This is a genomic window from Sulfurisoma sediminicola (assembly GCF_003865015.1).
Classification (GTDB): Bacteria; Pseudomonadota; Gammaproteobacteria; order Burkholderiales; family Rhodocyclaceae; genus Sulfurisoma; species Sulfurisoma sediminicola.
This window is the reverse complement of sequence record NZ_BHVV01000001.1, coordinates 582,609-606,002: the sequence shown is the minus strand read 5'-3', so window position 1 is coordinate 606,002 and position 23,394 is coordinate 582,609. Positions and strand designations below refer to the sequence as shown.

The following is a 23,394-nucleotide window of genomic DNA, read 5'->3' as shown; positions in this document are numbered from 1 at the left end:
TTCTCCTACTCCTGGTGGACTTTTCTGAAACGGACGATGCCATTCTCGGTGACGCGCTCCAATCGTGGAGCCGGGCGCGCCTGTTCTAGATGCGTGAGGTGCGCGATGGCTTCGCCCATCGCGAACATAGTCTGGTGGGCGTCGCTGATCTCGCGCGGGAACAGCACCGGGATCAGCTCGGCGGCGCTTTGCGGCGTGGCGCAGGCGCCGAGCAGGTCCTCGCAGCGCGCGGCATGGTGGGTGACGAGCTCGTCGACGCGGGCGTGCAAGCCGCGGAACGGGCGTCCGTGCGAGGGCAGCACCAGCGTGTCTGCAGGCAGCGCCTTGAGCGCCTTGATCGATGCGAGGAAGAGGCCGAGCGCGTCGCAGTCGGGGCTCGAGGCGAAGGCGCTGACGTTGGTCGAAATGCGCGGCAGCAGCATGTCGCCGGAGATCAGTACGCGCAGCGCGTCGCAATAGAGGCTGGCATGCTCGGGCGCATGGCCGTAGCCGGTGATGACGCGCCAGTCGCGGCCGCCGATGGCGAGCACGTCGCCGTCGATCAGCCGCCGGTAGCTGGCGGGGATGGCCGGCACGCCGCTGCGGTAGACGTTGCCGCGCCGCTGCAGCGCGGCGATGCGCTCGGCGTCGAGGCCGTGCAGGCGGAAGAAGCCGACCATCGAGGCGAGGTCGTAGGGGGGTACCTGGTGGGCGACGAGCTGGGCCACGGTGTATTCGCCCAGCGTCATGGCCAGCGGCGCCCCGGTTTCCTGCTCCAGCCAGGCGGCCAGGCCGAGGTGATCGGGATGGAAATGGGTGACGATCTGGCGTCTGAGTCGCCGTCCCGCCAGCGCCGACTTCCAGGCATCCATGACCGGCTCGAGCGCGATGCCGGTGTCCACCGCGGTCCAGCCGGCGCCATCCTCGAGCAGCCACAAATTGATGTGGTCGAGCGCGAACGGCAGCGGCATGCGCAGCCATTCGATGCCGGGCGCGACGGCCGTCGTGGTGCCGGCCGCGGGGAGTTCTTCGTGGGGGTAGGAGATGTCCTGGCTCAAGTTCGATCCGCCGCCGCAAGGGTGCCTGAGGCATCGACAAATCATTCTACACCTGAAATAATCTCTCGTGGTGCGGTGCAGCAATTTTCGCTGCCAACGCTGCCGAACCCGTAGAATTCACAGCCAATAAGAACCGAACCCCAACCCAATGGCTCTCCCCAGCAAAGTCAAGATCGTCGAAGTCGGCCCGTGCGACGGCCTGCGGAACGAAAAGCAGTCCGTGCCCACCGCGACCAAGGTCGAACTGATCCGCCGCCTCGGCGATGCCGGTCTGAAAAGCATCGAGGCAACAGCCTTCGTCTCGCCCAGGGAGGCGCCGCAAATGGCCGACGCCGCCAAGGTGATGGCGAAGATCGAGCGCCGCGAGGGTGTCGGCTATCCCGTGCTGGTGACGAACATGCAGGGCTTCGAGGCCGCGCTGGCCGCGGGCGCCAAGGAGATCGCGGTGCTCGGCGCCGCCTCCGAGGCTTTTTCGCGGAAGAACATCGACTGCTCCATTGCGGAATCGCTCGAGCGTTTCCGCCCCGTGGTCGCCGCCGCCAAGGAAGCCGACATCAATGTGCGCGGCTACGTCTCCTGTGTGCTCGGCTGCCCCTGGCAGGGCGAGGTCAAGCCGACGACGGTGGCCGAGGTGGCGTGGGCGCTTTTCGACATGGGCTGCTACGAGGTGAGCCTCGGCGACACCATTGGCACCGGCACGCCCGAAGCGACCAAGGCGATGATCGAGGCCGTGGCCAAGCGCATGCCGCTGAAGAAGATCGCCGGCCATTTCCATGACACATACGGCATGGCCATCGCCAACATCTATGCCGCGCTCCAGCTTGGCGTCTCCGTGTTCGACGCCTCGGTCGGCGGCTTGGGCGGCTGCCCCTACGCCGCCGGCGCCTCGGGCAACGTCGCCACGGAGGACGTGGTCTGGCTGCTCGAAGGGCTGGGCCTCAAGAGCGGCCTCGACCTCGCCAAGCTGGTCGATGCCGCCGGCTGGATATCGCAAGAGCTCGGCCGCGAGCCGCAATCGAAAGTGGCACGGGCGCTGCTCGCCAAAGGAACGGCTGCCCTCGCCGCGTGAGCGAGAACACGCCCCCAACGGACATCGACGAGGTCTATCCCTGCGTCGGCATCTGCCTGCCGGATGCGGACGAGGCCTACTGCATCGGCTGCGGCCGGCCATGGGGCGAACCGGTGGTGATGCCCGCGGCGCCGGCAACGCCACCGCCCGGGAAGGATGACACTCCCGCAGCCTGAAGCAGTCTGCGTCATCGCGTGCGGCTGGCTTTCCTCCAACAACATTCGGGGATAGACCAAATATCCTCAAACCGGAGACCTTCTGCAGTGGACACGATCAGGAAATATCTTTACGGCGGCATGGCCGGCGCGGCGCTGCTCGCGCTGTCCGCCTGTGCGCGGGAGGTGGGCAGCGAGCGGTGGTGCTCGAACATGAAAGCCAAGGCGAAGGCGGACTGGTCGGCCAATGAGGCGGTGGATTACGCCAAGCACTGCATCCTCAAGTAGCGTGGCCGAAAAGTCGGCACCCCAAGGGTACTTCCTGCGGGGCGCGCTGGCGGCACGGCGGCCAGCCTATCGCTGACTTCCTCCGTAATCACGATTGACGTTAATCATGCGTCGCGTTACTATTGCCCATGGCCATCAAGTCGTTCAAGTGCCCTGACACCGAGAGCCTGTTCAAGCGTCTGCGCGTGAAGCGCTTCGCGAACATCGAGGCGGTGGCGCGGCGCAAGCTGGAACAACTTGAGTGGGCGGAAGTGCTCGACGACTTGCGAGTGCCGCCGGGCAACCGACTGGAGGCGCTGAAGGGTGCTCGGGCCGGTCAGCACAGCGTCCGCATCAACGACCAGTTTCGGGTGTGCTTCGTGTGGACGGCGGAAGGCGCAAAGAATGTGGAGATTGTCGATTACCACTGATGGAGCGGAAAAATGAGCAGGGCTAAGAAGCTGGCTCCGGTTTCCCCGGGCGAGATGCTGCTGGAGGAATTCCTGAAGCCGATGGGCATCTCCCAGTATCGGCTGGCGAAGGAGATCGGCGTGCCGGCGCAGCGCATCGGCGAAATCGTCGCGGGTCGCCGCGCGATCACCGCCGATACTGACTTGCGGCTGTGCCGCTTCTTCGGCCTTTCCGAAGGATGGTGGCTGCGCGGTCAGGTGCGTTACGACACCGAGTGCGCCAAGGACGCGCTGGCCGAGACCCTGGCGAAGATCAAGCCCTGGGTCGGCGCGGCAGCGCACGCCTGATCGAACATCGCATGCAGCTCCTTCTCATCAGCGGCCTCTCCGGTTCCGGCAAGTCGATCGCCCTCAACGTGCTCGAGGACGCCGGCTATTTCTGCGTCGACAACCTGCCGTCGCCGCTGCTGCCGCAGCTGGTGGGGCAGCTCCATGGCGAGGGTTCGACGCGGGTGGCGGTGGCGATGGACATGCGCGGCGGGGCGAGCATCGCCGGGCTGCCGGCGCAGCTGCGCGAGCTGCAGCAGCGGCCGGGCATCGAGCTGCGCTTCGTGTTTCTCGACGCGCGCGACGAGGTGCTGATCCAGCGTTTTTCCGAGACGCGGCGGCGCCACCCGATGGCGGGCGAAGACACGACGCTGGCCGAGGCGATCCGCCACGAGCGCGACGCGCTGGAGAACCTGGCCTCGCTGGGCCACCGCATCGACACCAGCAACATCCGTCCCAATGCGCTGCGGGCGATGATCAAGGACTTCGCCGAGCTCGACGAGCGCGCGGGGCTCACGCTGCTGTTCGAGTCCTTCGGCTTCAAGCACGGCATTCCGCTCGACGCCGACCTGGTGTTCGACGTGCGCTGCCTGCCCAATCCGCACTACGACCCGCTGCTGCGGCCGCTGACCGGGCGCGATGCCGACGTGGTCAGTTTCCTCGAGGCGCAGCCCGAGGTGGCGCGCATGCTCGGCGACATCGGCGACTTCATCGAGCGCTGGCTGCCCAACTACATACGCGACAACCGCTCCTATCTCACCGTCGCCGTCGGCTGCACCGGCGGCCAGCACCGCTCGGTGTATTTCGCCGAACACCTCGCCGCGCGTTTCAAAGCGTCGCTGCGGGTGCTGGTGCGCCACCGCACGCTGGCCGGTTGAGCGTGCGCCCCTGGCTCGCGCTGCTGCGGCCCGGCGACTGGCTGGTGATGCTGGCCGGGCTGGCGGCGGTCGGCGCTTCGGTGCCATTGCTCTGGAGCAGCGGAGCCGCCGCCCTGGCGGTGATCAAGCGCGACGGCACGGTGGTGGCGGAGCTGCCGCTCACCGCACCGCGCAAGCTGGAGGTCAAGGGGCCGCTCGGCAACACGGTGATCGAGGTGCAGCCGGGCCGTGCCCGCGTGGCTTCCGACCCCGGGCCGCGCCAGTACTGCGTGCTGCAGGGCTGGCTCACAAGGCCCAATTCCATCGCGATCTGCGCTCCCAACCACGTGAGCCTGCAGCTTTCCGGGTCGAGAGGTGAAGGGAGCGGCTTTGACAGCCTCAACTATTGAGCTGGAGGTCACGGCGGCCGACCGCCGCATCGCGCGCTATGCGGCGGCGGCCATCGTGTTGACCATCGCCGAGGCGGCGATTCCCTCGCCGCTGCCCGGCGTCAAGCCGGGGCTGGCCAACATCGTGACGCTGATCGTGCTCTGGCGCCACGGCTGGCGCGAGGCGGCGTGGGTGACGTTGCTGCGGGTGCTGGCCGGCAGCCTGCTGGTGGGGCAGTTCCTGGCACCGGGATTCTGGCTGTCGCTGACCGGCGCACTGCTCAGCCTCGCCGTGCTGGCGGTCGCCAGCCGCCTGCCGCGCGGCCTGTTCGGCCCGGTCAGCCACAGCGTGGCTTCGGCCTTCGCCCACATCGCCGGGCAACTCGTGCTGGTGCGGCTGTGGCTGGTGCCGCACGACGGCGTGTTCCACCTGGTCCCCGTTTTCGCCGGCGCTGCGCTATTGTTCGGCATCGTCAATGGCCTGATCGCCGCCAAGCTGCTGGAATCCGAAAAATGACCCAAACCGTCGCCGTCGCCTTCACCGGCGCCTCCGGCATGCCCTACGGCGTGCGCCTCGTCGAATGCCTGCTCAAGGCGGGCGTCCGCGTCTGGCTCATCTATTCGCAGGCGGCGCAGATCGTCGCCAGGCAGGAGATGGATCTGGTACTGCCGGCGCAGCCGCGCGAGGCGCAGCGGCTGTTCGCCGAGATGTTCGGCGCGGCCGACGACCAGCTGCGCGTCTTCGGTCGCGACGACTGGAACGCGCCGCTGGCCTCGGGTTCGAACCCGCCCGACGCCTATGTGATCTGCCCCTGCACCATGGGCACGCTGGCCGAGGTGGCGGCGGGCATGGCGCGCGACCTGGTGACGCGTGGCGCCGACGTGGTGCTGAAGGAGGGCCGCAAGCTGATCCTGGTGCCGCGCGAGACGCCGTTCTCGGCCATCCATCTCGAGAACATGCTCAAGCTGACGCGGGCCGGCGCCGTGATCCTGCCGCCCAACCCCGGCTTCTACCACCATCCGCGGGACGTGCAGGGCGTCGTCGACTTCGTCGTCGCCCGCATTCTCGACCAGCTCGACGTGCCGCACCAACTCATGGCGCGGTGGGGCGAGTGAGTTCGCTGACGATCCCGCTGTTCCCGCTGCAAACGGTGCTCTTCCCCGGCGGCGCGCTGCCGCTGAAGATCTTCGAGCAGCGCTACATGGACATGGCCAAGACCTGCCTCAAGGTCGAGGCGCCCTTCGGCGTCTGCCTGATCGCGCAGGGCCAGGAAGTCGGCGCGGCGGCCGAGCCGTATGCCGTGGGCACGCTGGCGCGGATCGCGAAGTGGGACATGGAACAGTTCGGCGTGCTGCAGGTGGTGGTGCACGGCGGCGAACGTTTTCGCGTGCGGCGCCACTGGGCCGAGTCCTCGGGCCTGGTCCAGGGCGAGATCGAGCTGCTGCCGGATCTGCCGCGGCAGCCGATACCACCCGACTGCGCCGGGCTGGTGGCGCTGCTGCGCGCCATCGTCGCGGATCTGGGCGCGGCCGGGCCGCCGGCGCCGCACCGCTTCGACGACGCGGCGTGGGTCGGCCACCGCTTCTGCGAGGTGCTGCCCATTCCGAACACCGCGCGGCAGATGCTGCTCGAGCTCGACGACGCGTCCTCGTTGCTGGCCATCGTCAAAAAGTACCTGATGCAAAAGAAGCTGGCCTGAGCCTTCGCGCCGGCAGCCGGGATGCGGGAAAATGCGGCGTATCTCGATCCAGGTTCGAACATGAAATACACCCTCACGGCGCTGCTAGCGCTGATGCTCGCCGCCTGCGGCGAAGCACCAAAGGAAGGCGCCAAGCCGTCGGCAATGCAAGCCAAGGCCGCCGCCAAGCCGGCGCTGACCGTGGCGACCACGACGCCGCAGCCGCTCGACTGGCCGCAGACCCTCAAGGCCAGCGGCAACGTCGCGGCCTGGCAGGAGGCGGTCATCGGCCCGGAGATCAGCAACTACCGCATCACCGAGGTGCGCGCCAGCGTCGGCGACGTGGTGAAGAAGGGCCAGGTGCTGGCACGCATCGCAGCGGACACGGTGGAAAGCGAATTCGCCGAGGTCCGCGCCAGCGTCGCCGAAGCCGAGGCCACGCTGGCCGAAGCGCGGGCCAATCATGAGCGGGCGAAGCAGCTGACGGCGAAGGGCTTCTACAGCGCGCAGCAGAACACCCAGACCCAGACTGCCGCCGACACCGCGCTGGCCCGCCTCGATGCCGCCAGGGCGCGGCTGCACTCGGCCGAACTGAAGCGTTCCAAGGCCACGGTGCTGGCGCCCGACGATGGCATCATCTCGGCGCGCAGCGCGACGGTCGGCACGCTGACCCAGCCGGGGCAGGAACTGTTCCGCCTGATCCGCGGCGGCCGGCTGGAATGGCGCGCCGAAGTCACCGCGGCCGAAGTCGCGCGGCTCAAGCCGGGCCAGGCGGCGACGCTGACCAGTCCGAACGGCGAGGAAGTCGCGGGCGTGGTGCGCGCCGTGGCGCCGACCGTCGATCCGCAGACGCTCAACGCGCTGGTCTATGTCGACCTGCCGGCGGAGGCCGCCGGCAAGCTCGGCGCCGGCATGTTCGCGCGGGGCGAATTCCGCCTCGGCCAGAGCCCGGCGATGACCCTGCCGCAGTCGGCCGTGCTGCTGCGCGAAGGTTTCGCCTACGTCTTCCGCGTCGAGGGTGACAAGGTTGCCCAGCTCAAGGTGACCACGGGCCGCCGTAGCGCCGAGCGCATCGAGATCGGCCGGCTCGACGCCAAGGCCCAGGTCGTGGCCGGCGGCGTCGGCTTCCTCGCCGACGGCGACACCGTACGCATCGTTCCCGCCCAGGCCGCAGCCCCAACGACGCCAGCCGCCAAGCCATGAACGTCTCCGCCTGGTCGATCCGCAACCCGATCCCGGCGGTGTTGCTGTTCATCATGATCACCCTGTTCGGGGTGATGGCCTTCAAGGGCATGAAGATCCAGCAGTTCCCGGACATCGACCTGCCGACGGTCACCGTCACCGCCAGCCTGCCCGGTGCCGCGCCGGCGCAGATGGAAACCGAGGTGGCGCGCAAAATCGAGAACTCGGTGGCCACGCTGCAGAATCTCAAGCACATCTACACCAAGGTGCAGGACGGCACGGCCACCGTCACGGTCGAATTCCGCCTGGAAAAGCTGCCGCAGGAGGCTGTCGACGATGTCCGCGATGCCATCTCGCGCATCCGCGCCGATCTGCCGGGCGATCTGAAGGACCCGGTGATCACCAAGGTCAGCCTCTCCGGTTCGCCCATCCTCACCTATACCGTCGCGTCATCCCGCATGGACGACGAGGCCCTGTCGTGGTTCGTCGACAACACGGTGACCAAGGCCATGCTCAGCGTGCGCGGCGTCGGTGCTGTGTCGCGCGTCGGCGGCGCCACCCGCGAGATCCGCGTCGAGCTCGACCCGGCGCGGCTGCTGGCGCTGCGCGCCACGGCGTCCGACGTTTCGCGCCAGCTGCGGCAGATCCAGCAGGAGGCCTCGGGTGGGCGCGCCGATGTCGGCGGCGCCGAGCAGTCGGTGCGCACCATCGCCACCGTGCAGTCCGCCGAGGAAATCGGCGCCATGGAAATCGCGCTGGCCGACGGGCGCCGCGTGCGGCTGAACGAGTTGGCCACCGTCAGCGACACCGTGGCCGAGCAGCGCTCGGCGGCGCTGCTCAACGGCAAGCCGGTGGTCGGCTTCGAGATCGTCCGCAGCCGCGGCGCCGGCGAGGTCGAGGTCGCCGACGGCGTGCGCGCCGCGCTGGCAAAGCTCAAGTCCGAACACGCCGACATCACCATCACCGAAGCCTTCAACTTCGTCGATCCCGTGGTGGAGAACTTCGAGGGCTCGATGGCGCTGCTGATCGAGGGAGCGCTGCTCGCCGTGCTCGTGGTCTGGCTGTTCCTGCGCGACTGGCGGGCCACCGTGGTTTCGGCCACGGCCCTGCCGCTGTCGGCCATCCCGACCTTCGGCGTGATGTACCTGATGGGCTTTTCGCTCAACGTGGTGACGCTGCTGTCGATGTCGCTGATCGTAGGCATCCTCGTCGACGACGCCATCGTCGAGATCGAGAACATCATGCGCCACTTGGCGCTGGGCAAGACGCCCTACCAGGCAGCGATGGAGGCGGCCGACGAAATCGGCCTGGCCGTGATCGCCACGACGTTTACACTCATCGCGGTCTTCCTGCCCACGGCCTTCATGAGCGGCGTGGCGGGCAAGTTCTTCGTCCAGTTCGGCTGGACCGCGGCCATCGCCGTCTTCTTCTCGCTGGTCGTCGCGCGCATGCTGACGCCGATGATGGCCGCCTACATCCTGCGCCCGCCGGGCAAGGACCACCACGAGCCGCGCTGGATGGAGATCTACACCGGCTGGGCGGCGTGGTGCCTCAGGCATCGCCTGCAGACCACGCTGGGCGCGCTCGTTTTCTTCTTCGGCTCCTTCGCGCTGGTGCCGCTGCTGCCCACCGGCTTCATGCCTCCGGACGACCTGTCGCAGACGCAGGTCTATATCTCGCTGCAACCCGGCAGCACCTTCAAGGAAACCTTTGCCGCCGCCGAGGCCGCGCGCCGCATCGTCGAGAAGCATCCGCACGTGAAGATGGTCTATACCGCGATCGGCGGCGGTGCGTCCGGTTCCGACCCCTTCGCGCCGCGCGGTGCATCGGAGGTGCGCAAGGCCACGCTGACCATCAACATGACACCGCGCAAGGATCGCGGCGGCGTCAAGAAGGAGGCGGTGGAAGGCCAGTTGCGCGAGGCGCTGGCGCTGCTGCCGGGCGCTCAGGTCAAGGTCGGTTTCGGCGGTTCCAGCGGGCAGAAGTACGTGCTGGTGCTGGCGAGCGAGAACGGGCCGCTGCTCACCGAACATGCCCGTACCGTCGAGCGCGAACTGCGCACCCTCCCTGGCATCGGCGCCGTCACCTCCACGGCCAGCCTGACCCGGCCCGAGCTGTTGGTGCGCCCCGACTTTGCCCGCATGGCCGACCTCGGCGTCACCTCGGCGGCCATCGCCGACGTGCTGCGCATCGCCACGGCTGGTGATTACGACCAGAGCATCGCCAAGCTCAACCTCGCCCAGCGGCAGGTGCCCATCGTCGTCAAGCTGCCGGTCGAAGCCCGCCAGGACCTGAACCTGCTCGAGCGGCTGACCGTGCCCGGCAAGCACGGGCCGGTGATGATAGGCAACGTCGCCAGCCTCTCGATCACCGGCGGCCCGGCCGAGATCGACCGCTACGACCGGCTGCGCAACATCAACTTCGAGATCGAGCTCAACCAGCAGCCGCTGGGCGACGTGGAAAAACTGGCGCTGGCCCTGCCCAGCCTCAAGCAGCTGCCGCCGGGCATCCTGCAGACCACGGTCGGCGACGCCGAGGCGATGGGCGAGCTGTTCGCCAGCTTCAGCCTCGCCATGGCGACCGGCGTGCTCTGCATCTACGTGGTGCTGGTGCTGCTGTTCAAGGACTTCGTGCAGCCGGCGACCATCCTCGCCGCGCTGGTGCTTTCCGTGCCGGGCGCCTTCCTCGCGCTGTTCGTCACGCAGTCGGCGCTGTCGATGCCGTCGATGATCGGCCTGATCATGCTGATGGGCATCGCCACCAAGAACTCCATCCTGCTGATCGACTACGTCGTGCTCGCCCGCCGCGAGCACGGGCTGGACCGCTGGCATGCCCTGCTCGACGCCTGCCGCAAGCGCGCCCGGCCCATCGTGATGACCACCGTCGCCATGGGCGCCGGCATGATCCCCATCGCCATCGGGCTGGGCACGGACCCCAGCTTCCGCGCGCCGATGGCCATCGTGGTCATCGGCGGCCTGATCACCTCGACCTTCCTCAGCCTGCTGGTCATCCCGGTCGTTTTCACCTACGTCGACGACGCCATCCACCGTCTCCAGAAGCTGCTGCCCAAACCCCACGCTTGACAGGGCGGCCGGTCCTCAATAAATTACTGACCGGTCGGTAATTTATTGAGGCGGGATGTGGCGGCAATGGCAGAAGTCATGGATGCGGCGATCAAGCCGCGGCAGCGGCGCAAGGAAGCGCGGCCGGCCGAACTGCTGGCGGCCGCGCTCGAGGTCTTCGCCGAGAAGGGTTTCGCGGCGACGCGACTCGAGGAGATCGCCGCCCGCGCCGGCGTTTCCAAGGGCACCGTCTATCTCTACTTCGAGAGCAAGGAAGCGCTGTTCAAGGCGGCGATCGAGACCGCGATGACGCCGGCGGTCGAGGCCGTCGAGGCGATCGCCAACGATCCCACCCGGCCGGCAGCCGAAATGCTCCGCTGCTTCGTCGTCGGCTGGTGGGAACGCATCGGCACGACCCAGCTCGGCGCGGTGCCGAAAATCCTGGTCGCCGAATCGGGCAACTTTCCGGAAGTGGCACGCTGGTTTCACGAGACCATCATTTCACGCGCCCAGCGCGCGGTGGCGCGCCTGATCCAGATCGGCATCGAGCGCGGCGAATTTCACCCGGTCGATCCGATGCTCGCGGCGCGCGTCGTGTTCTCGCCGATGTTCGCGATCATCATCTGGCGCCGCGCCTTCGGCCATTTCATGCCCGACCTGCCCGAGCCCCGGCGGTTTCTCGACGAGGCGCTGGCAATTCTCACCTATGGCCTCGTCGCCAGGAAAAAGGACGAATCATGATGAACCTGAGCGCATTCGCCGTTTCCATTGCGGCCGTGTTGACACTGGCCGGATGCGGCGAGAAATCGCCGCCACCCGAGGCGCAGCAGGCCGGGCCGAAGCTGGTCAAGGCCCTGAAAGTCGGCGCCGGCGACACGGCGCAATCGAACCGTTACAGCGGCGAAGTGCGCGCGCGCTACGAATCGACGCTGGGCTTCCGCACGGGAGGCAAGATCGTCGAGCGCCTGGTCGATGCCGGCGCGCATGTCAGGGCCGGCCAGCCCCTGGCCCGTCTCGATCCGGCCGACGCGCAACTCACCGCCACGCAGGCAGAAGCCAACCGTGCGTTGGCCGCGGCCGATCTCAAGCGCACCCAGGACCTCAGGGCGAAGAACTTCATCAGCCAGGCCGCTCTCGATACCAAGGAAGCTGCCGCCAAGGCCGCCGACGCCCAGGCGGGTCTTGCCAGGAACCAGGCCGGCTATACGATGCTGACGGCGGACGCCGCCGGCGTCATCGCGGCCGTACTGGCCGAGCCGGGGCAGGTGGTTTCCGCGGGGCAGGGCGTGTTCCGCCTGGCCCGCGACGGCGAACGCGAAGTCGCGATCGGCATCCCGGAAAGCCGCATCGCCGGATTGAAAGTCGGCGCCGGCGCTACGGTGGAGCTGTGGGCCGGCAAGAGTTACAAGGGCGTGCTGCGCGAACTCGCTCCGGCCGCCGATTCGGCCACCCGCACCTTCGCCGCGCGGATCAGCATCGTCGACGCCGATCCGGCGATCGCGCTGGGCATGACGGCGACGGCGACCTTCACCGACGCGGGCGCAGATCGCATCGTGGTGCCGCTGGCGGCCCTCATCCAGAAGGGCGATGCCGCCTCGGTGTGGGTGATCGGGAAGGACGCCACGGTGGTGCAGCGCCCCGTCGAGGTCGAACGCTTCGGTGACGGCGGTGCCGTTCTGAAAAGCGGCCTGAATCCCGGCGAGCTGATCGTCGCAGCCGGCGCCTTCAAGCTCACCGCCGGCGAGAAGGTCCGCCTCGCCGAAGAAGCCCGGAAATGAAGCACATCAATCTTTCCGAATGGGCGCTCGAGCACCCCTCGATGGTGCTCTACCTGATCATCGTGCTGATGATCGGCGGCGTGCTGGCCTTCCTCAACCTCGGCCGCGCCGAGGATCCCGATTTCACCTTCAAGGTCATGGTGGTGCGCACGCAGTGGCCGGGCGCGACGGCGAGCGAAGTCGAATCCGAACTGACCGAACGCATCGAGAAGAAGCTGCAGGAGACGCCCTACATCGACGTCATCAAGTCGGCCTCGCGCGCCGGCGAGTCGCTCGTGTTCATCCAGGTCAAGGACTACACGCCGAAGGCCGAGGTGCCGGAATCGTGGCGGCAGGTGCGCAAGAAGCTCGACGACATCAGGCACCAGCTGCCCGCCGGCGTGCAGGGGCCGTACCCCAACGACGAATTCGGCGATGTCTACGTCAACATCTACGCGCTGACCGGCGACGGCTACGACGTGGGCCAGCTGCGGCAGGAAGCGACGCGCATATCGCGCGAGTTGCGCGCCCTGCCCGACATCAAGAAAGTCGACCTGCTCGGCGTGCAGGACGAGAAGATCTACGTCGAGGTGGCGCCGGCTAGGCTCGCCAGCCTCGGCATCACGCCGGCGCAGGTGGCGGATGCGCTGGCCAGGCAGAACGCCGTCGCCCCGGCCGGTTTCGTCGAGACGCCATCCGACCGCGTGCGCCTGCGCGTAAGCGGAGGCTTCGATTCGGTCGAGCAGGTGCGCAACGCCGACCTCGCGCTCGGCGGGCGTCACCTGCGGCTCGGCGACATTGCCGCCGTCACGCGCGGCAGCGCCGATCCGGCCAACCCGCGCATGCGTTTCATGGGCCGGGACGCCGTCGGCATCGCCGTGGTGATGGCCAAGGGCGGCGACGTCATCAAGCTCGGCGACCATCTGCGCGTCAACATCGAGCGCCTGTCGCGCGACCTGCCGGCGGGCATGGTGGTGGCCACGGTCGCCGACCAGCCCAACATCGTCAGGGTGTCCCTCAAACTCTTCATGCAGAGTCTGGCCGAGGCGTTGATCATCGTGCTGGCGGTGAGCTTCCTCTCGCTGGGCTTCCGCACCGGCCTCGTGGTGGCACTGTCGATTCCGCTGGTGCTGGCGCTGACCTTCCTGCTGATGAAGGCCTTCGGCATCGACTTGCACCGCATTTCGCTGGGCGCGCTGATCATCGCGCTTGGCCTGCTGGTCGACGACGCCATCATCGCGGTCGAGATGATGGTGGTGAAAATCGAGCAGGGCTGGGAGAAGTTCAAGGCGGGCACCTTCGCCTACACTTCGACGGCGTTTCCGATGCTCACCGGCACGCTGATCACCGCCGCCGCCTTCACGCCGGTCGGCTTCGCCAAGTCGGGCGCCGGCGAATACGCCTTCGCCATCTTCGCCGTGACCACCATCGCGCTGCTGACCTCGTGGGTGGTCGCCGTAATCTTCACGCCCTACCTCGGCTACAAGCTGCTCGACGAGAAGGCGTTGCGAAAATACGGCGAGGAGCACCATGGCGATGTCTACGACACCCCGTTCTACCGCCGTTTCCGTGCGCTGCTGGTCTGGTGCCTGCGCAACCGCTGGAAGACCATCGCCATCACCGTCATCGCCTTCGTTCTGGGCATCGTCGCCTTCGCCACCGGTGTGCAGAAACAGTTCTTCCCGCCGTCGAATCGCCCCGAGTTGCTCGTCGATCTGTGGCTGCCGCAGGGGGCTTCGCTCAAGGCCACCGAGACGGAGGTCAGGCGGGTCGAGACACTGCTCAAGGGTGACCCGATCCGGGACGGGATCGCCAGCTATGCCTCCTATATCGGCAATGGCGCCCCGCGCTTCTACCTGCCGCTCGACCAGCAGCTGTTCAACGACAACTTCGGCCAACTGGTGATCGTGACCAAGGGCTTCGAGGAGCGCGAGGCGGTGCGGACGAAGCTGATTGCCGCCTTCGAGGTCCCCGACGGCTCGTGGAGCCATCTGCGCGCACGCGTGCAGCGGCTGGAGAACGGCCCGCCGGTGGGCTATCCGGTGGTGTTCCGCGTCATCGGCGAGAACGTCGAGAACGTACGCGCGATCGCCGGCGAGGTGGCGGCGGTGATGCGCGCGAATCCCAACGTGAAGGACGTGCACCTGGACTGGAACGAGAAGGCCAAGGCGGTAAAGGTCAGGATCGACCAGGATCGGGCACGCCTGCTCGGCGTCTCGAGCCAGGACGTGGCCTTCGCCTTGCAGGCCCACCAGGTCGGTGCGACGCTGACGCAGTACCGCGAGGGCGACCAGCTCATCGACGTCGTCTGGCGCGCCGGCGGCGTCGACCGCGGCAACCTCGACCGCCTTGCCGACCTGCCCGTGCCGGCGGGCGGCAAATGGGTGCCGCTGGCGCAGGTGGCCAAGCTGGAGCCGGTGCTGGAGGAAGGCATCATCTGGCGCCGCGACCGCCTGCCGACGATCCAGGTGCGAGCCGATCTGGCCAACCCCAACGTCACCGGGCCGACAGCATCTTCGCAGATCGACCCGAAGCTCGACGCCATCCGCGCCAAGCTGCCGCCCGGCTACCGCGTCGAGATCGGCGGCACCATCGAGGAGTCGGAAAAGAATGCCGGTGCGCTCAAGGCGGTGTTCCCGCTGACCATCGTCGGCGTCATCACCCTGCTGATGATGCAGTTGCAGAGCATCAGGCGGACGGTGATGGCGCTGCTGACGGCGCCGCTGGGCCTGATCGGCGTCGCGCTGGCGCTGATGGCCCTGGGCAAGCCCTTCGGCTTCGTCGCCAACCTCGGCGTCATCGCGCTGATGGGCATGATCCTCCGCAACTCGGTGATCCTGCTCGACCAGATCGAGCAGGACGAGAAGGCGGGCAAGAGCCGCTGGGAGGCCATCGTCGGCTCGGCGGTGCGCCGCTTCCGTCCCATCATGCTCACCGCCGCCGCCGCGGTGCTGGCGATGATCCCGCTGTCGCGCCAGATCTTCTGGGGGCCGATGGCCGTCGCCATCATGGGCGGCCTCATCGTCGCCACGGCGCTGACCCTGCTGTTCCTGCCGGCGCTGTACGCGGCGTGGTACCGGGTCAAGGAGGAGTAAAATGTTGTGTTCATGCAACCCGACCCCATTTGTGCAGCCATGAATCTCGAACAAGCCCGTTTCAACATGGTCGAGCAACAGATCCGTACCTGGGAAGTGCTGGATCAGGACGTGCTGGACCTGATGTCCATCGTCAAGCGCGAGGAGTTCGTGCCGGCCGCCTGGCGCAATCTCGCCTTCGCCGATGCCGAGATCCCGCTCGGCCACGGCGCGACCATGTTCGCGCCGAAGATCGAGGCCCACGCGCTGCAGGCGCTGCAGCTCAAGCGTCACGAGAAGGTGCTCGAGATCGGCTCCGGCTCCGGCTACATGGCGGCGTTGCTCGCGGCCCATGCCGACCACGTCTGGTCGCTGGAGATCGTGCCCGAGCTGGCTGCCATGGCGCGCGACAACCTCGCCCGCCACGGCATCGGCAACGTCAGCGTCGAGACCGGCGACGGCATCGCCGGCCTGCCGGCGCATGCGCCCTACGACGCCATCATGGTCTCCGCCGCCCTGCCGGCCGTGCCGCAGGATCTGTTGGCCCAGCTCAAGGTCGGCGGGCGCCTGTTCGCCATCGTCGGCGCCGCGCCGGTGATGACGGCGCAGGTGATAACCCGGACCGAGGATGGCTATCGCAGCGTCAAGCTGTTCGAAACCCTCGTCGATCCGCTGCAGAACGCGCCGGTCGCCGCCCAATTCACTTTCTGACCAGCATGCAGCAGATTTCCGCACCGCAGCTCAAGACCTGGCTCGACGATGCCGAACGTACCAAACCGGTCCTGGTCGACGTGCGCCAGCCGTGGGAATTCGACGTCTGCCGCATCGACGGCTCGAAGCCGCTGCCGATGAGCGCGATCCCGGCCCGCTTCATGGAACTCGACCGCAACGCCGAAACCGTGGTGATCTGCCATCACGGCGCACGCAGCTACCAAGTCTGCATGTTCCTCGAGCATCAGGGATTTACCAACATCTTCAATCTCTATGGCGGTGTCGCCGCCTGGGCGCAGCAGGTTGATCCGGCCATGCCCACCTACTGAGGCTTCACCCTATGAAGAAGACACCGGCCCTCCTTTCCATCCTGATTGCCGCCGCCTTCGGTGCAGGGGCCACCCTGCATGCGGGCCCGGTCCGGGCCAACGATCTGCTGACCGTCTATCGCGAGGCGCTCGCCTACGACGCCCAGTTCGCTGCGGCCAGGGCCAGCCTCGCCGCCGGCAAGGAAAGGGAATCGCAGGGGTTGGCCGGCTTGCTGCCGACCATCGGCTTGACCGCCAACACGACCTGGAACGAGGAGGACTCGACGCGCCGCGGCGGCGGCAACATCACCGTCAGCGCCAACTACAACAGCAATCGCTGGCTGGTGCAACTGACGCAGCCGATCTTCCGCTGGCAGAACTTCATGGCCTACCGTCAGGGCGAACTCGGCGCCGCCCAGGCCGGCGTGCAGTTCGGCCTGGCCCGCCAGGACCTCATCGTGCGCGTGGCCCAGGCCTACTTCGATGTGCTGCTGGCGCAGGAGGCCGTCGCCACCACCGAGGCGCAGCGGACGGCGATCGCCGAGCAACTCGAGTCGGCCAAGCGCAACTTCGAGGTCGGCACCGCCACCATCACCGACACCCACGAGGCGCAGGCGCGCTTCGACCTCGCCACCGCGCAGGAAATCGCCGCGCAGAGCGATCTCGTCGTCAAGCGCCAGGCCCTGCGCGCGGTGGTCGGCAAGGAATACGAAAACCTCAAGACGTTGAGAAGCGGCGTCAAACTGTCGCCGCCGCAGCCCAACGACATCGGCAAGTGGGTCGAGTCGGCGGAGCAGGGAGGGCTCAACGTCCAGCTCGGCCAGCTCGGCCTCGAGATCGCCGACAAGGAAGTCTCGAAACAGCGCGCCGGCCACTATCCGACGCTCGATGTGGTGGCGACGCGCGGCCGCGACTCGGCCACCCAGCAAAGCGCCACCCTCGGCTTCGGCTACGACACCGACAGGAGCACCGTCGGCCTGCAGCTGTCCTTGCCCATCTTCGCAGGCGGCTATGTCGTTTCCAAGGACCGCGAGGCCGTGGCCCTACGCGAAAAGGCGCTGGCCGACCTCGACAACGCCCGCCGCCAGTCGGCGCTGGCGGCACGGCAGTCCTATCTCGGCGTGACCTCCGGCCTCTCCCAGGTGAATGCCTACGAGGCGGCGCTGGTGTCGTCGCAGTCGGCACTGGACTCGAACAAGCTCGGCTACGAGGTCGGCGTGCGCATCAACATCGACGTCCTCAACGCCCAGAGCCAGCTCTTCGACACCCGGCAGAAACTCGCCAAGGCGCGGCTCGACACCTTGACCGCGCTGCTCAAGCTCAAGAGCGCCGCCGGCACCCTGTCCGATGAGGACGTGGCGGCGATCAACGCCCTGCTGGATTAAGCTTCTCGATCAGCGCCAGTGTGCGCTGCGTCGCGCCGCGGTGGCGCGCGACGAAGGCCAGCCCCGCTTCGCGCATGCGCCGGCTTTCCCCGGCGTTTTCCAGCAGCCCGGCCGCTGCCGCCGCGATTTCTTCAGCCGTTTCGCACTGCCGCACCGCACCGCAGGCGATGGCGCCCCGCGCCGCCTCGGCGAAATTGTAGGTCGAGGGTCCGAGCAGCACCGGCGTGCCGCATGCCGCGGCCTCGATCAGGTTCTGGCTACCATAGGGCAGCAGGCTGCCGCCGACGAAGGCGACGTCGGCCGCCGCATAGTAGGGGAACATCTCGCCCATGCTGTCGCCGAGCCAGACCTGCGTGTCCGCGCCGACCGCCACCTCGTCGGAGCGCCGTTGCAGGCGCAGGCCGCGGGAAGCGACCAGCGCCGCGACTTCGTCGAAGCGTTGCGGGTGGCGCGGCACGATGACGAGCAGCGCCGTCGCATCGGCAGCAGCCTGTCGCCACGCGTCGAGGATCAGCGCTTCCTCCCCCTCGCGCGTGCTGGCGGCGAGGAACACCTTGCGTTGCCCGATGCGCCGCCGGAAATCCTCGCCCTTGGCCAGTTGATCGGCGGGTGGAGCGATATCGAACTTGATGTTGCCGAAAACTTCGACCCGCGGCGCGCCGAGGCCGCTCAGGCGCGCGGCGTCGGCCTCGCCCTGCGCGGAGATCGCGGCGAGATTCCCGAGCGCTTCGCGCGCGAGGCGGGGAAAGCGCGCGTAGCCGCGCGCCGATTTCTCCGACAGCCGCGCATTGACCAGTGCCAGAGGCACGCCGCGCGCCTTGCAGGCGGCGATGAGGTTGGGCCATAGCTCGGTTTCCATGATCAGGCCGATGCGCGGCCGGAAATGGTCGAGGAAGCGGCGCACGGCAAAGGGATAGTCGTAGGGCAGGTAGATGCGATCGACGCCGTCGCCGAACAACGCTTCCGATGTCTGCCGGCCCGTCGGCGTCATGTGGGTGAGCAGGATGCGATGGCCCGGGTAGCGTTCCTTGAGCTCGGTGACCAGCGGCTGGGCCGCCCGCGTTTCGCCGACCGAGACGGCGTGGATCCAGATCAGCGGCGCGATGGGTGCGGCGGCATGGAAGCCGAAGCGCTCGCCCCAGTGGCGGAGATAGTCCGGCTGCCGCCGCGCGCGCCAGAGCAGGTGCAGCAGGCCCCAGGGCAGCAGCAGCCACAGTGCCAGGGTGTAGAGGCGGCGGCTCATGCCAGGCGGCGGCAGGACTCGAGCACTTCGCCGGCACCCGGCGGCTTGCCGATGCCGCCGAGGTTGACGGCGCGCGCACCGGCGAACACGCCGGTCAGGGTCGGGTCGGAGCCACAGAAGATGGCCACCGTAGGCCGCTCGAGTGCGGCGGCGAGATGGGTGAGGCCCGTATCGACGCCGACGACGATGCGTGCCCCGGCCATCAGCCCTGCGAGTTCGGTCAGGCCCAGCGGCGGAGCAGCCACGGCGCGGCCCAGCGTGGCGGTGAGGCGCTCGGCGCGGGCACGCTCGGCGGCGCTGCCTGCCGGCAGCACGCAACGCATGCCCATGGTGATCAGCGCCTGACCCAGCGCCAGCCAGTCGGCCTCCGGCCATTCCTTGTCGGCGCGCGAGGTGGCGGTGAGCAGCACCGCGTAGTCTCCGGCCGGCAGCCAGGGCGCGGCCAGCGGCGGCGCGGCGATGCCGTAGTCGAGCGGCAGGTCTTCGACCGAATAGCCGAAGGCCGCGGCGGCCAGGCGCCGGTTGCGCTCGACGGCGTGGAGATTCCCGGGGATGGCGAAGGTCCGGTCGTAGAAGCGTGCCGCTAGCGGCTCGCGCGCAGAGCCGGCGGCGTGCCCGAATTTCGGGCCGCGGGCCCGGGCCGCGATCAGCGCGCTCTTCAGCAGTCCCTGGGTGTCGAGGACGCCATCGTAGGTCTCGTTCTTCGCGGTGCGGCGGAAGGCGCCGATTTCGGACCAGGTCGCAGGCGACAGCAGCGCCTTGCGCCAGCGCCGCACGGCGACCGGGATCACCCGCCGCACCGCCGGATGCAGGCGCGGCAGGTCGGCGAAGCTTTCCTCGACCACCCAGTCGATGGCGGCGTCGGCGAAGCGGCGCCGCAGGTCCGTGGCGACCGGCAGGTTGTGGATGACGTCGCCGAGGGAGGAGGTCTTGACGAGGAGGATGCGCATGGCGGGAGGGGCGCCACCCCTTACAATGGCGCGTGGGCCACGATTATAGCCAGCCGATGCCGCCGTCCCGGCAGCCGCTCTCCGCCGTCTTGATCACGCGCGACGCCGCTGCGTCGATAGCCGAATGCCTCGCCAGCGTCTCCTTCTGCGATGAAATCCTCGTGGTTGATTCCGGCAGCCGGGACGCCACGCGCGAGATCGCGCGCACGCACGGCGCCCGCGTGATCCACCAGGACTGGCTCGGCTACGGCCCGCAGAAGCAGTTCGCGGTCGAGCAGGCCGCTCACGACTGGGTGCTCTGCGTCGATGCCGACGAACGGGTGACGCCCGAACTGCGGGCGAGTATCCTCGCCATACTGCCCGAGCCAAATTGTCATGCCTACCGCTTCGCCCGCTGCAATCGTTTCATGGGCCGCTATCTGCGCCACGGCGAGGGTTATCCCGACTGGAGCCTGCGCCTGTTCGATCGCCGCGATGCGCGCTGGTCCGACGACGCGGTGCACGAAAAGGTCATCCCCGATGGTCCGGTCGGCACGCTCGCCGGCGATCTGCTGCACGACTCGGCCGAGACACTGGCGACCTACCTTGCCAAACAGGACCGCTACACCACGCTCGCGGCCGAGGCCGCCCTGGCCGACGGCAGGCGCGCTTCGCTCGTCCGGCAGCTGCTCTCGCCGCTCGTGCGCTTTGCCAAGTTCTATTTCCTGCGCCTGGGGTTTCTCGACGGCTGGCCGGGTTTCGTCCATATCCTGATCGGTTGTCGGAACAGCTACGCCAAGTATGGGAAAATGCGTTCTTTTCGCGCGGAAAAATCATGAAAGTCCTCATCACCGGCGCTGCCGGTTTCATCGGCATGCACGTCGCACAGATTCTTCTGGCCCGCGGCGACGAGGTCGTCGGCATCGACAACCTCAACGACTACTACGACGTCAACCTCAAGAAGGCCCGCCTCGCCCGCCTGGCGAAGTATCCGGGCTTCAAGCACGTGCTGCTCGATATCGCCGATCGTCCCGGCATGGCGGCCCTGTTCGAAAAGGAAAAGCCGCAGCGGGTGCTCAACCTCGCGGCCCAGGCCGGCGTGCGCTACTCACTGGAGAATCCCCACGCCTATGTCGATACCAACGTGGTCGGCTTCGTCAATGTGCTCGAAGGCTGCCGCCACAACGGCGTCGAACACCTGGTCTACGCCAGCAGCTCCAGCGTCTACGGCGGCAACACCAAGATGCCGTTCTCCGAGCACGACAACATCGACCACCCGGTGAGCCTCTACGCGGCGACCAAGAAGTCCAACGAACTGATGGCCCATACCTACAGCCATCTCTTCAACCTGCCGACGACCGGCCTGCGCTTCTTCACCGTCTATGGCCCCTGGGGCCGTCCCGACATGGCGCTGTTCCTCTTTGCCAAGGCGATTCTCGAGGATCGGCCGATCGATGTGTTCAATCACGGCAAGATGCGGCGCGATTTCACCTATATCGACGACATCGCCGAAGGCACGGTGCGTGTCATCGATCGTCTGGCGCAGCCGAACCCCGCCTTCGTCGCGGATGAGCCCGACCCCGGCACCAGTTGGGCGCCCTACCGCGTGTTCAACATCGGCAATCACGACCCGGTCGGCCTGATGGACTACATCGGCGCCCTGGAAAAAGCCCTGGGCAAGGAAGCGAAGAAGAATTTCCTGCCCCTGCAGGCCGGCGATGTCCCGGCGAGCTTTGCCGCGACCGACGAACTGCGCGCCCATACCGGCTTCGCTCCGGCGACCCCGGTAACCGAGGGCGTACGCCGTTTCGTCGAGTGGTACCGCGGATATTACGGCGCCTGACGGCGGTTTGTGCGGGGCAACACGCCCATGCTATAGTCCGCCTGTTCAATCGTTGAACACGATATTGATGACACCGCGGGACGCCAGCCACTACCGGATACTGCGACTGATCGAGGAGCAGCCGGAGATCAGTCAGCGTGAGCTCGCGCGCCAGCTCGGCGTCAGCCTGGGCAAGACCCATTACCTGATGCGGGCCCTGCTCGAGAAGGGCCTGGTCAAGGCCGACAACTTCCGTCGCAGCGACAACAAGCTCGCCTACGCCTACCTCCTGACCCCCTCGGGCATCGCCGCCAAGCTGAGCCTGGCTACGGAGTTCCTGCAGGTCAAGGAGGTGGAATACTGCTCCCTGCGACGGGAAATCGACCTGTTGCGCCAGGAACTCGAAACCGCAGAACAAGGAAACACACCATGATTCCATCGGACGTTACTCTCGCCGTCGTCGGCCTTGGCTATGTCGGTCTTCCGCTCGCCGTCGAATTCGGCAAGAAGTTCAAGACCATCGGCTACGATCTCTCCGCCGCCAAGGTCGCGGCTTATCGCGAATTCCGCGATCCGACCGGGGAAGTGTCGGGCGAGGACCTGCGCGCCGCGACGCAGCTCGAATGCACGACCGATCCGAGCCGGCTGGCCGGCGCGGACTACATCGTCGTGGCGGTGCCGACGCCGGTCGACGAGGCCCACCAGCCCGATTTTTCGCCCCTGGTTTCGTCCAGCACCACCGTCGGCAAGAACATGAAGCGCGGCGCCGTCGTGGTCTACGAGTCCACGGTTTATCCGGGCGCCACGGAAGATATCTGCGTGCCGGTGCTGGAGAAGAACTCCGGCCTGAAATGGATGAAGGACTTCAACGTCGGCTACTCGCCCGAGCGCATCAATCCCGGCGACAAGGAACACACCCTGACCAAGATCCTCAAGGTCGTTTCCGGCGACACCCCCGACACCCTGGAGCGGGTGGCGCAGCTCTACGAGTCCGTCGTCACCGCGGGCGTGCATCGCGCCTCGAGCATCAAGGTCGCCGAGGCCGCCAAGGTGATCGAGAACACCCAGCGCGACCTCAACATCGCACTGATGAACGAACTGGCCCTGATCTTCGACCGGCTGGACATCGACACCACGGAGGTGCTCGAGGCGGCGGGAACGAAGTGGAACTTCCTCAAGTTCAAGCCGGGTCTCGTCGGCGGCCACTGCATCGGCGTCGACCCCTACTACCTCACCCACAAGGCCGAGATGCTCGGCTATCACCCGCAGGTGATCCTTGCCGGGCGCCGCATCAACGACGGCATGGGCAAGTTCGTCGCCGAGAAGACGCTGAAGCTGATGATCCAGGCCGGCGTGAGCATCAAGGGCGCCAAGGTGAATGTGCTGGGCCTGACCTTCAAGGAGGACTGCCCCGACCTGCGCAACTCCAAGGTGCCGGACATCATCCGGGAACTGGAGAGCTACGGCATCGACGTCTCGGTATGCGACCCGCTCGCCGATCCGGAGGAGGCGAAACACGAATACGGCCTCGACTTGATTCCGCGCCAGCAGATGAAGCCCGCGCAAGCGGTGGTGGTTGCCGTCGCCCATGAAGAGTACCGTGGGGCGCAGCCGGCGGACCTCGCGGGCGCCTTGGTGGCCGGAGGGGTGGTGATCGACATCAAGGCCTGCCTGCCGGTTCAGAGTTATACCGACGCCGGAATCCCCTTCTGGCGGATCTGAGTGGAGCGG

25 protein-coding genes are annotated in these 23,394 nt (G+C 67.5%); 22 read left to right on the top strand and 3 right to left on the bottom strand.

Going from position 1 to position 23,394, the window contains the following annotated elements; translation table 11 throughout:
- Positions 1-5: 5 nt before the first annotated feature.
- On the bottom strand, positions 6-1,037 hold the full coding sequence (locus EJE94_RS02870) for an MBL fold metallo-hydrolase (protein WP_207855661.1): 1,032 nt from the start codon (positions 1,035-1,037) through the stop codon (positions 6-8).
- 148 nt (positions 1,038-1,185) lie between these two features.
- Here EJE94_RS02870 and EJE94_RS02865 point away from each other — a divergent pair, with 148 nt between their 5' ends.
- The 18 genes from EJE94_RS02865 to EJE94_RS02780 all read left to right on the top strand — a co-directional run bounded on the left by EJE94_RS02865 (position 1,186) and on the right by EJE94_RS02780 (position 17,669).
- On the top strand, positions 1,186-2,106 hold the full coding sequence (locus EJE94_RS02865) for a hydroxymethylglutaryl-CoA lyase (RefSeq protein WP_121239969.1): 921 nt from the start codon (positions 1,186-1,188) through the stop codon (positions 2,104-2,106).
- Positions 2,103-2,282, top strand: coding sequence for a DUF1289 domain-containing protein (locus tag EJE94_RS02860; RefSeq protein WP_165904739.1), 180 nt, complete (start codon positions 2,103-2,105; stop codon positions 2,280-2,282). The genes EJE94_RS02865 and EJE94_RS02860 overlap by 4 nt, the downstream gene beginning before the upstream one ends.
- An 87-nt stretch (positions 2,283-2,369) precedes the next feature.
- On the top strand, positions 2,370-2,549 hold the full coding sequence (locus tag EJE94_RS02855; protein WP_207855659.1) for a DUF3012 domain-containing protein: 180 nt from the start codon (positions 2,370-2,372) through the stop codon (positions 2,547-2,549).
- A gap of 128 nt (positions 2,550-2,677) precedes the next feature.
- On the top strand, positions 2,678-2,959 hold the full coding sequence (locus EJE94_RS02850) for a type II toxin-antitoxin system RelE/ParE family toxin (protein WP_121239967.1): 282 nt from the start codon (positions 2,678-2,680) through the stop codon (positions 2,957-2,959).
- A gap of 12 nt (positions 2,960-2,971) precedes the next feature.
- Positions 2,972-3,286 carry a HigA family addiction module antitoxin gene (locus EJE94_RS02845; RefSeq protein WP_121239966.1) on the top strand — a complete coding sequence of 105 codons (315 nt, stop codon included), beginning with the start codon at positions 2,972-2,974 and terminating at the stop codon, positions 3,284-3,286.
- Between the two features lie 11 nt (positions 3,287-3,297).
- The gene (gene rapZ, locus EJE94_RS02840; protein ID WP_121239965.1) at positions 3,298-4,143 is read left to right on the top strand and encodes an RNase adapter RapZ; all 846 of its coding nucleotides are present in this window, start codon (positions 3,298-3,300) and stop codon (positions 4,141-4,143) included.
- Between the two features lie 2 nt (positions 4,144-4,145).
- On the top strand, positions 4,146-4,532 hold the full coding sequence (locus EJE94_RS02835) for a NusG domain II-containing protein (protein WP_243642507.1): 387 nt from the start codon (positions 4,146-4,148) through the stop codon (positions 4,530-4,532).
- Positions 4,513-5,028, top strand: coding sequence for a Gx transporter family protein (locus EJE94_RS02830; RefSeq protein ID WP_121239964.1), 516 nt, complete (start codon positions 4,513-4,515; stop codon positions 5,026-5,028). The genes EJE94_RS02835 and EJE94_RS02830 overlap by 20 nt, the downstream gene beginning before the upstream one ends.
- The gene (locus EJE94_RS02825) at positions 5,025-5,627 is read left to right on the top strand and encodes a flavin prenyltransferase UbiX (RefSeq protein WP_121239963.1); all 603 of its coding nucleotides are present in this window, start codon (positions 5,025-5,027) and stop codon (positions 5,625-5,627) included. Before EJE94_RS02830 ends, EJE94_RS02825 begins: the two co-directional genes overlap by 4 nt.
- A complete protein-coding gene (locus tag EJE94_RS02820) occupies positions 5,624-6,211 on the top strand; it encodes an LON peptidase substrate-binding domain-containing protein (protein ID WP_207855657.1) in 588 nt (195 codons plus the stop codon). Before EJE94_RS02825 ends, EJE94_RS02820 begins: the two co-directional genes overlap by 4 nt.
- A 60-nt stretch (positions 6,212-6,271) precedes the next feature.
- A complete protein-coding gene (locus EJE94_RS02815; protein ID WP_121239961.1) occupies positions 6,272-7,393 on the top strand; it encodes an efflux RND transporter periplasmic adaptor subunit in 1,122 nt (373 codons plus the stop codon).
- On the top strand, positions 7,390-10,455 hold the full coding sequence (locus EJE94_RS02810) for an efflux RND transporter permease subunit (protein ID WP_121239960.1): 3,066 nt from the start codon (positions 7,390-7,392) through the stop codon (positions 10,453-10,455). The genes EJE94_RS02815 and EJE94_RS02810 overlap by 4 nt, the downstream gene beginning before the upstream one ends.
- Before the next feature lie 66 nt (positions 10,456-10,521).
- Positions 10,522-11,175 (top strand): TetR/AcrR family transcriptional regulator, encoded by a 654-nt coding sequence (locus tag EJE94_RS02805; protein WP_121239959.1) that lies wholly within the window; start codon positions 10,522-10,524, stop codon positions 11,173-11,175.
- On the top strand, positions 11,172-12,212 hold the full coding sequence (locus EJE94_RS02800) for an efflux RND transporter periplasmic adaptor subunit (protein ID WP_121239958.1): 1,041 nt from the start codon (positions 11,172-11,174) through the stop codon (positions 12,210-12,212). Before EJE94_RS02805 ends, EJE94_RS02800 begins: the two co-directional genes overlap by 4 nt.
- Complete coding sequence (locus tag EJE94_RS02795) at positions 12,209-15,286, top strand: efflux RND transporter permease subunit (RefSeq protein ID WP_121239957.1); 3,078 nt, start codon at positions 12,209-12,211, stop codon at positions 15,284-15,286. The genes EJE94_RS02800 and EJE94_RS02795 overlap by 4 nt, the downstream gene beginning before the upstream one ends.
- A 39-nt stretch (positions 15,287-15,325) precedes the next feature.
- Positions 15,326-15,976 (top strand): protein-L-isoaspartate O-methyltransferase family protein, encoded by a 651-nt coding sequence (locus tag EJE94_RS02790; protein ID WP_121239956.1) that lies wholly within the window; start codon positions 15,326-15,328, stop codon positions 15,974-15,976.
- Between the two features lie 5 nt (positions 15,977-15,981).
- Entirely contained in the window at positions 15,982-16,305 is a 324-nt protein-coding gene (locus tag EJE94_RS02785) for a rhodanese-like domain-containing protein (protein WP_121239955.1), read from the top strand.
- Between the two features lie 11 nt (positions 16,306-16,316).
- Positions 16,317-17,669 (top strand): TolC family outer membrane protein, encoded by a 1,353-nt coding sequence (locus EJE94_RS02780; RefSeq protein WP_121239954.1) that lies wholly within the window; start codon positions 16,317-16,319, stop codon positions 17,667-17,669.
- Here EJE94_RS02780 and waaA read toward each other — a convergent pair.
- Together waaA and waaC are read right to left on the bottom strand one after the other, a co-directional pair.
- On the bottom strand, positions 17,650-18,912 hold the full coding sequence (gene waaA, locus EJE94_RS02775; protein ID WP_121239953.1) for a lipid IV(A) 3-deoxy-D-manno-octulosonic acid transferase: 1,263 nt from the start codon (positions 18,910-18,912) through the stop codon (positions 17,650-17,652). The two genes, EJE94_RS02780 and waaA, sit on opposite strands and share 20 nt — an antisense overlap.
- Positions 18,909-19,862, bottom strand: a complete 954-nt coding sequence (gene waaC, locus EJE94_RS02770) for a lipopolysaccharide heptosyltransferase I (protein WP_121239952.1) — start codon at positions 19,860-19,862, stop codon at positions 18,909-18,911. Before waaC ends, waaA begins: the two co-directional genes overlap by 4 nt.
- 56 nt (positions 19,863-19,918) lie before the next feature.
- Here waaC and EJE94_RS02765 point away from each other — a divergent pair, with 56 nt between their 5' ends.
- The 4 genes from EJE94_RS02765 (at position 19,919) to EJE94_RS02750 (ending at position 23,385) form a co-directional block, all read left to right on the top strand.
- Positions 19,919-20,680 (top strand): glycosyltransferase family 2 protein, encoded by a 762-nt coding sequence (locus EJE94_RS02765; RefSeq protein WP_121239951.1) that lies wholly within the window; start codon positions 19,919-19,921, stop codon positions 20,678-20,680.
- A complete protein-coding gene (locus EJE94_RS02760; RefSeq protein ID WP_121239950.1) occupies positions 20,677-21,684 on the top strand; it encodes an NAD-dependent epimerase in 1,008 nt (335 codons plus the stop codon). Before EJE94_RS02765 ends, EJE94_RS02760 begins: the two co-directional genes overlap by 4 nt.
- Before the next feature lie 67 nt (positions 21,685-21,751).
- On the top strand, positions 21,752-22,096 hold the full coding sequence (locus EJE94_RS02755; RefSeq protein ID WP_121239949.1) for a MarR family EPS-associated transcriptional regulator: 345 nt from the start codon (positions 21,752-21,754) through the stop codon (positions 22,094-22,096).
- The gene (locus EJE94_RS02750; protein WP_121239948.1) at positions 22,093-23,385 is read left to right on the top strand and encodes a nucleotide sugar dehydrogenase; all 1,293 of its coding nucleotides are present in this window, start codon (positions 22,093-22,095) and stop codon (positions 23,383-23,385) included. The genes EJE94_RS02755 and EJE94_RS02750 overlap by 4 nt, the downstream gene beginning before the upstream one ends.
- Positions 23,386-23,394: the final 9 nt, after the last annotated feature.

Excerpts from the sequence above, each read along its gene's own strand:
- EJE94_RS02865 (WP_121239969.1), top strand. The coding sequence starts at position 1,186 with ATGGCTCTCCCCAGCAAAGTCAAGATCGTCGAAGTCGGCCCGTGCGAC.
- EJE94_RS02850 (WP_121239967.1), top strand. The coding sequence starts at position 2,678 with ATGGCCATCAAGTCGTTCAAGTGCCCTGACACCGAGAGCCTGTTCAAG.
- EJE94_RS02845 (WP_121239966.1), top strand. The coding sequence starts at position 2,972 with ATGAGCAGGGCTAAGAAGCTGGCTCCGGTTTCCCCGGGCGAGATGCTG.
- rapZ (WP_121239965.1), top strand. The coding sequence starts at position 3,298 with ATGCAGCTCCTTCTCATCAGCGGCCTCTCCGGTTCCGGCAAGTCGATC.
- EJE94_RS02825 (WP_121239963.1), top strand. The coding sequence starts at position 5,025 with ATGACCCAAACCGTCGCCGTCGCCTTCACCGGCGCCTCCGGCATGCCC.
- EJE94_RS02815 (WP_121239961.1), top strand. The coding sequence starts at position 6,272 with ATGAAATACACCCTCACGGCGCTGCTAGCGCTGATGCTCGCCGCCTGC.
- EJE94_RS02810 (WP_121239960.1), top strand. The coding sequence starts at position 7,390 with ATGAACGTCTCCGCCTGGTCGATCCGCAACCCGATCCCGGCGGTGTTG.
- EJE94_RS02805 (WP_121239959.1), top strand. The coding sequence starts at position 10,522 with ATGGCAGAAGTCATGGATGCGGCGATCAAGCCGCGGCAGCGGCGCAAG.
- EJE94_RS02800 (WP_121239958.1), top strand. The coding sequence starts at position 11,172 with ATGATGAACCTGAGCGCATTCGCCGTTTCCATTGCGGCCGTGTTGACA.
- EJE94_RS02795 (WP_121239957.1), top strand. The coding sequence starts at position 12,209 with ATGAAGCACATCAATCTTTCCGAATGGGCGCTCGAGCACCCCTCGATG.
- EJE94_RS02790 (WP_121239956.1), top strand. The coding sequence starts at position 15,326 with ATGAATCTCGAACAAGCCCGTTTCAACATGGTCGAGCAACAGATCCGT.
- EJE94_RS02785 (WP_121239955.1), top strand. The coding sequence starts at position 15,982 with ATGCAGCAGATTTCCGCACCGCAGCTCAAGACCTGGCTCGACGATGCC.
- EJE94_RS02780 (WP_121239954.1), top strand. The coding sequence starts at position 16,317 with ATGAAGAAGACACCGGCCCTCCTTTCCATCCTGATTGCCGCCGCCTTC.
- waaA (WP_121239953.1), bottom strand. The coding sequence starts at position 18,912 with ATGAGCCGCCGCCTCTACACCCTGGCACTGTGGCTGCTGCTGCCCTGG.
- waaC (WP_121239952.1), bottom strand. The coding sequence starts at position 19,862 with ATGCGCATCCTCCTCGTCAAGACCTCCTCCCTCGGCGACGTCATCCAC.
- EJE94_RS02765 (WP_121239951.1), top strand. The coding sequence starts at position 19,919 with ATGCCGCCGTCCCGGCAGCCGCTCTCCGCCGTCTTGATCACGCGCGAC.
- EJE94_RS02760 (WP_121239950.1), top strand. The coding sequence starts at position 20,677 with ATGAAAGTCCTCATCACCGGCGCTGCCGGTTTCATCGGCATGCACGTC.
- EJE94_RS02755 (WP_121239949.1), top strand. The coding sequence starts at position 21,752 with ATGACACCGCGGGACGCCAGCCACTACCGGATACTGCGACTGATCGAG.
- EJE94_RS02750 (WP_121239948.1), top strand. The coding sequence starts at position 22,093 with ATGATTCCATCGGACGTTACTCTCGCCGTCGTCGGCCTTGGCTATGTC.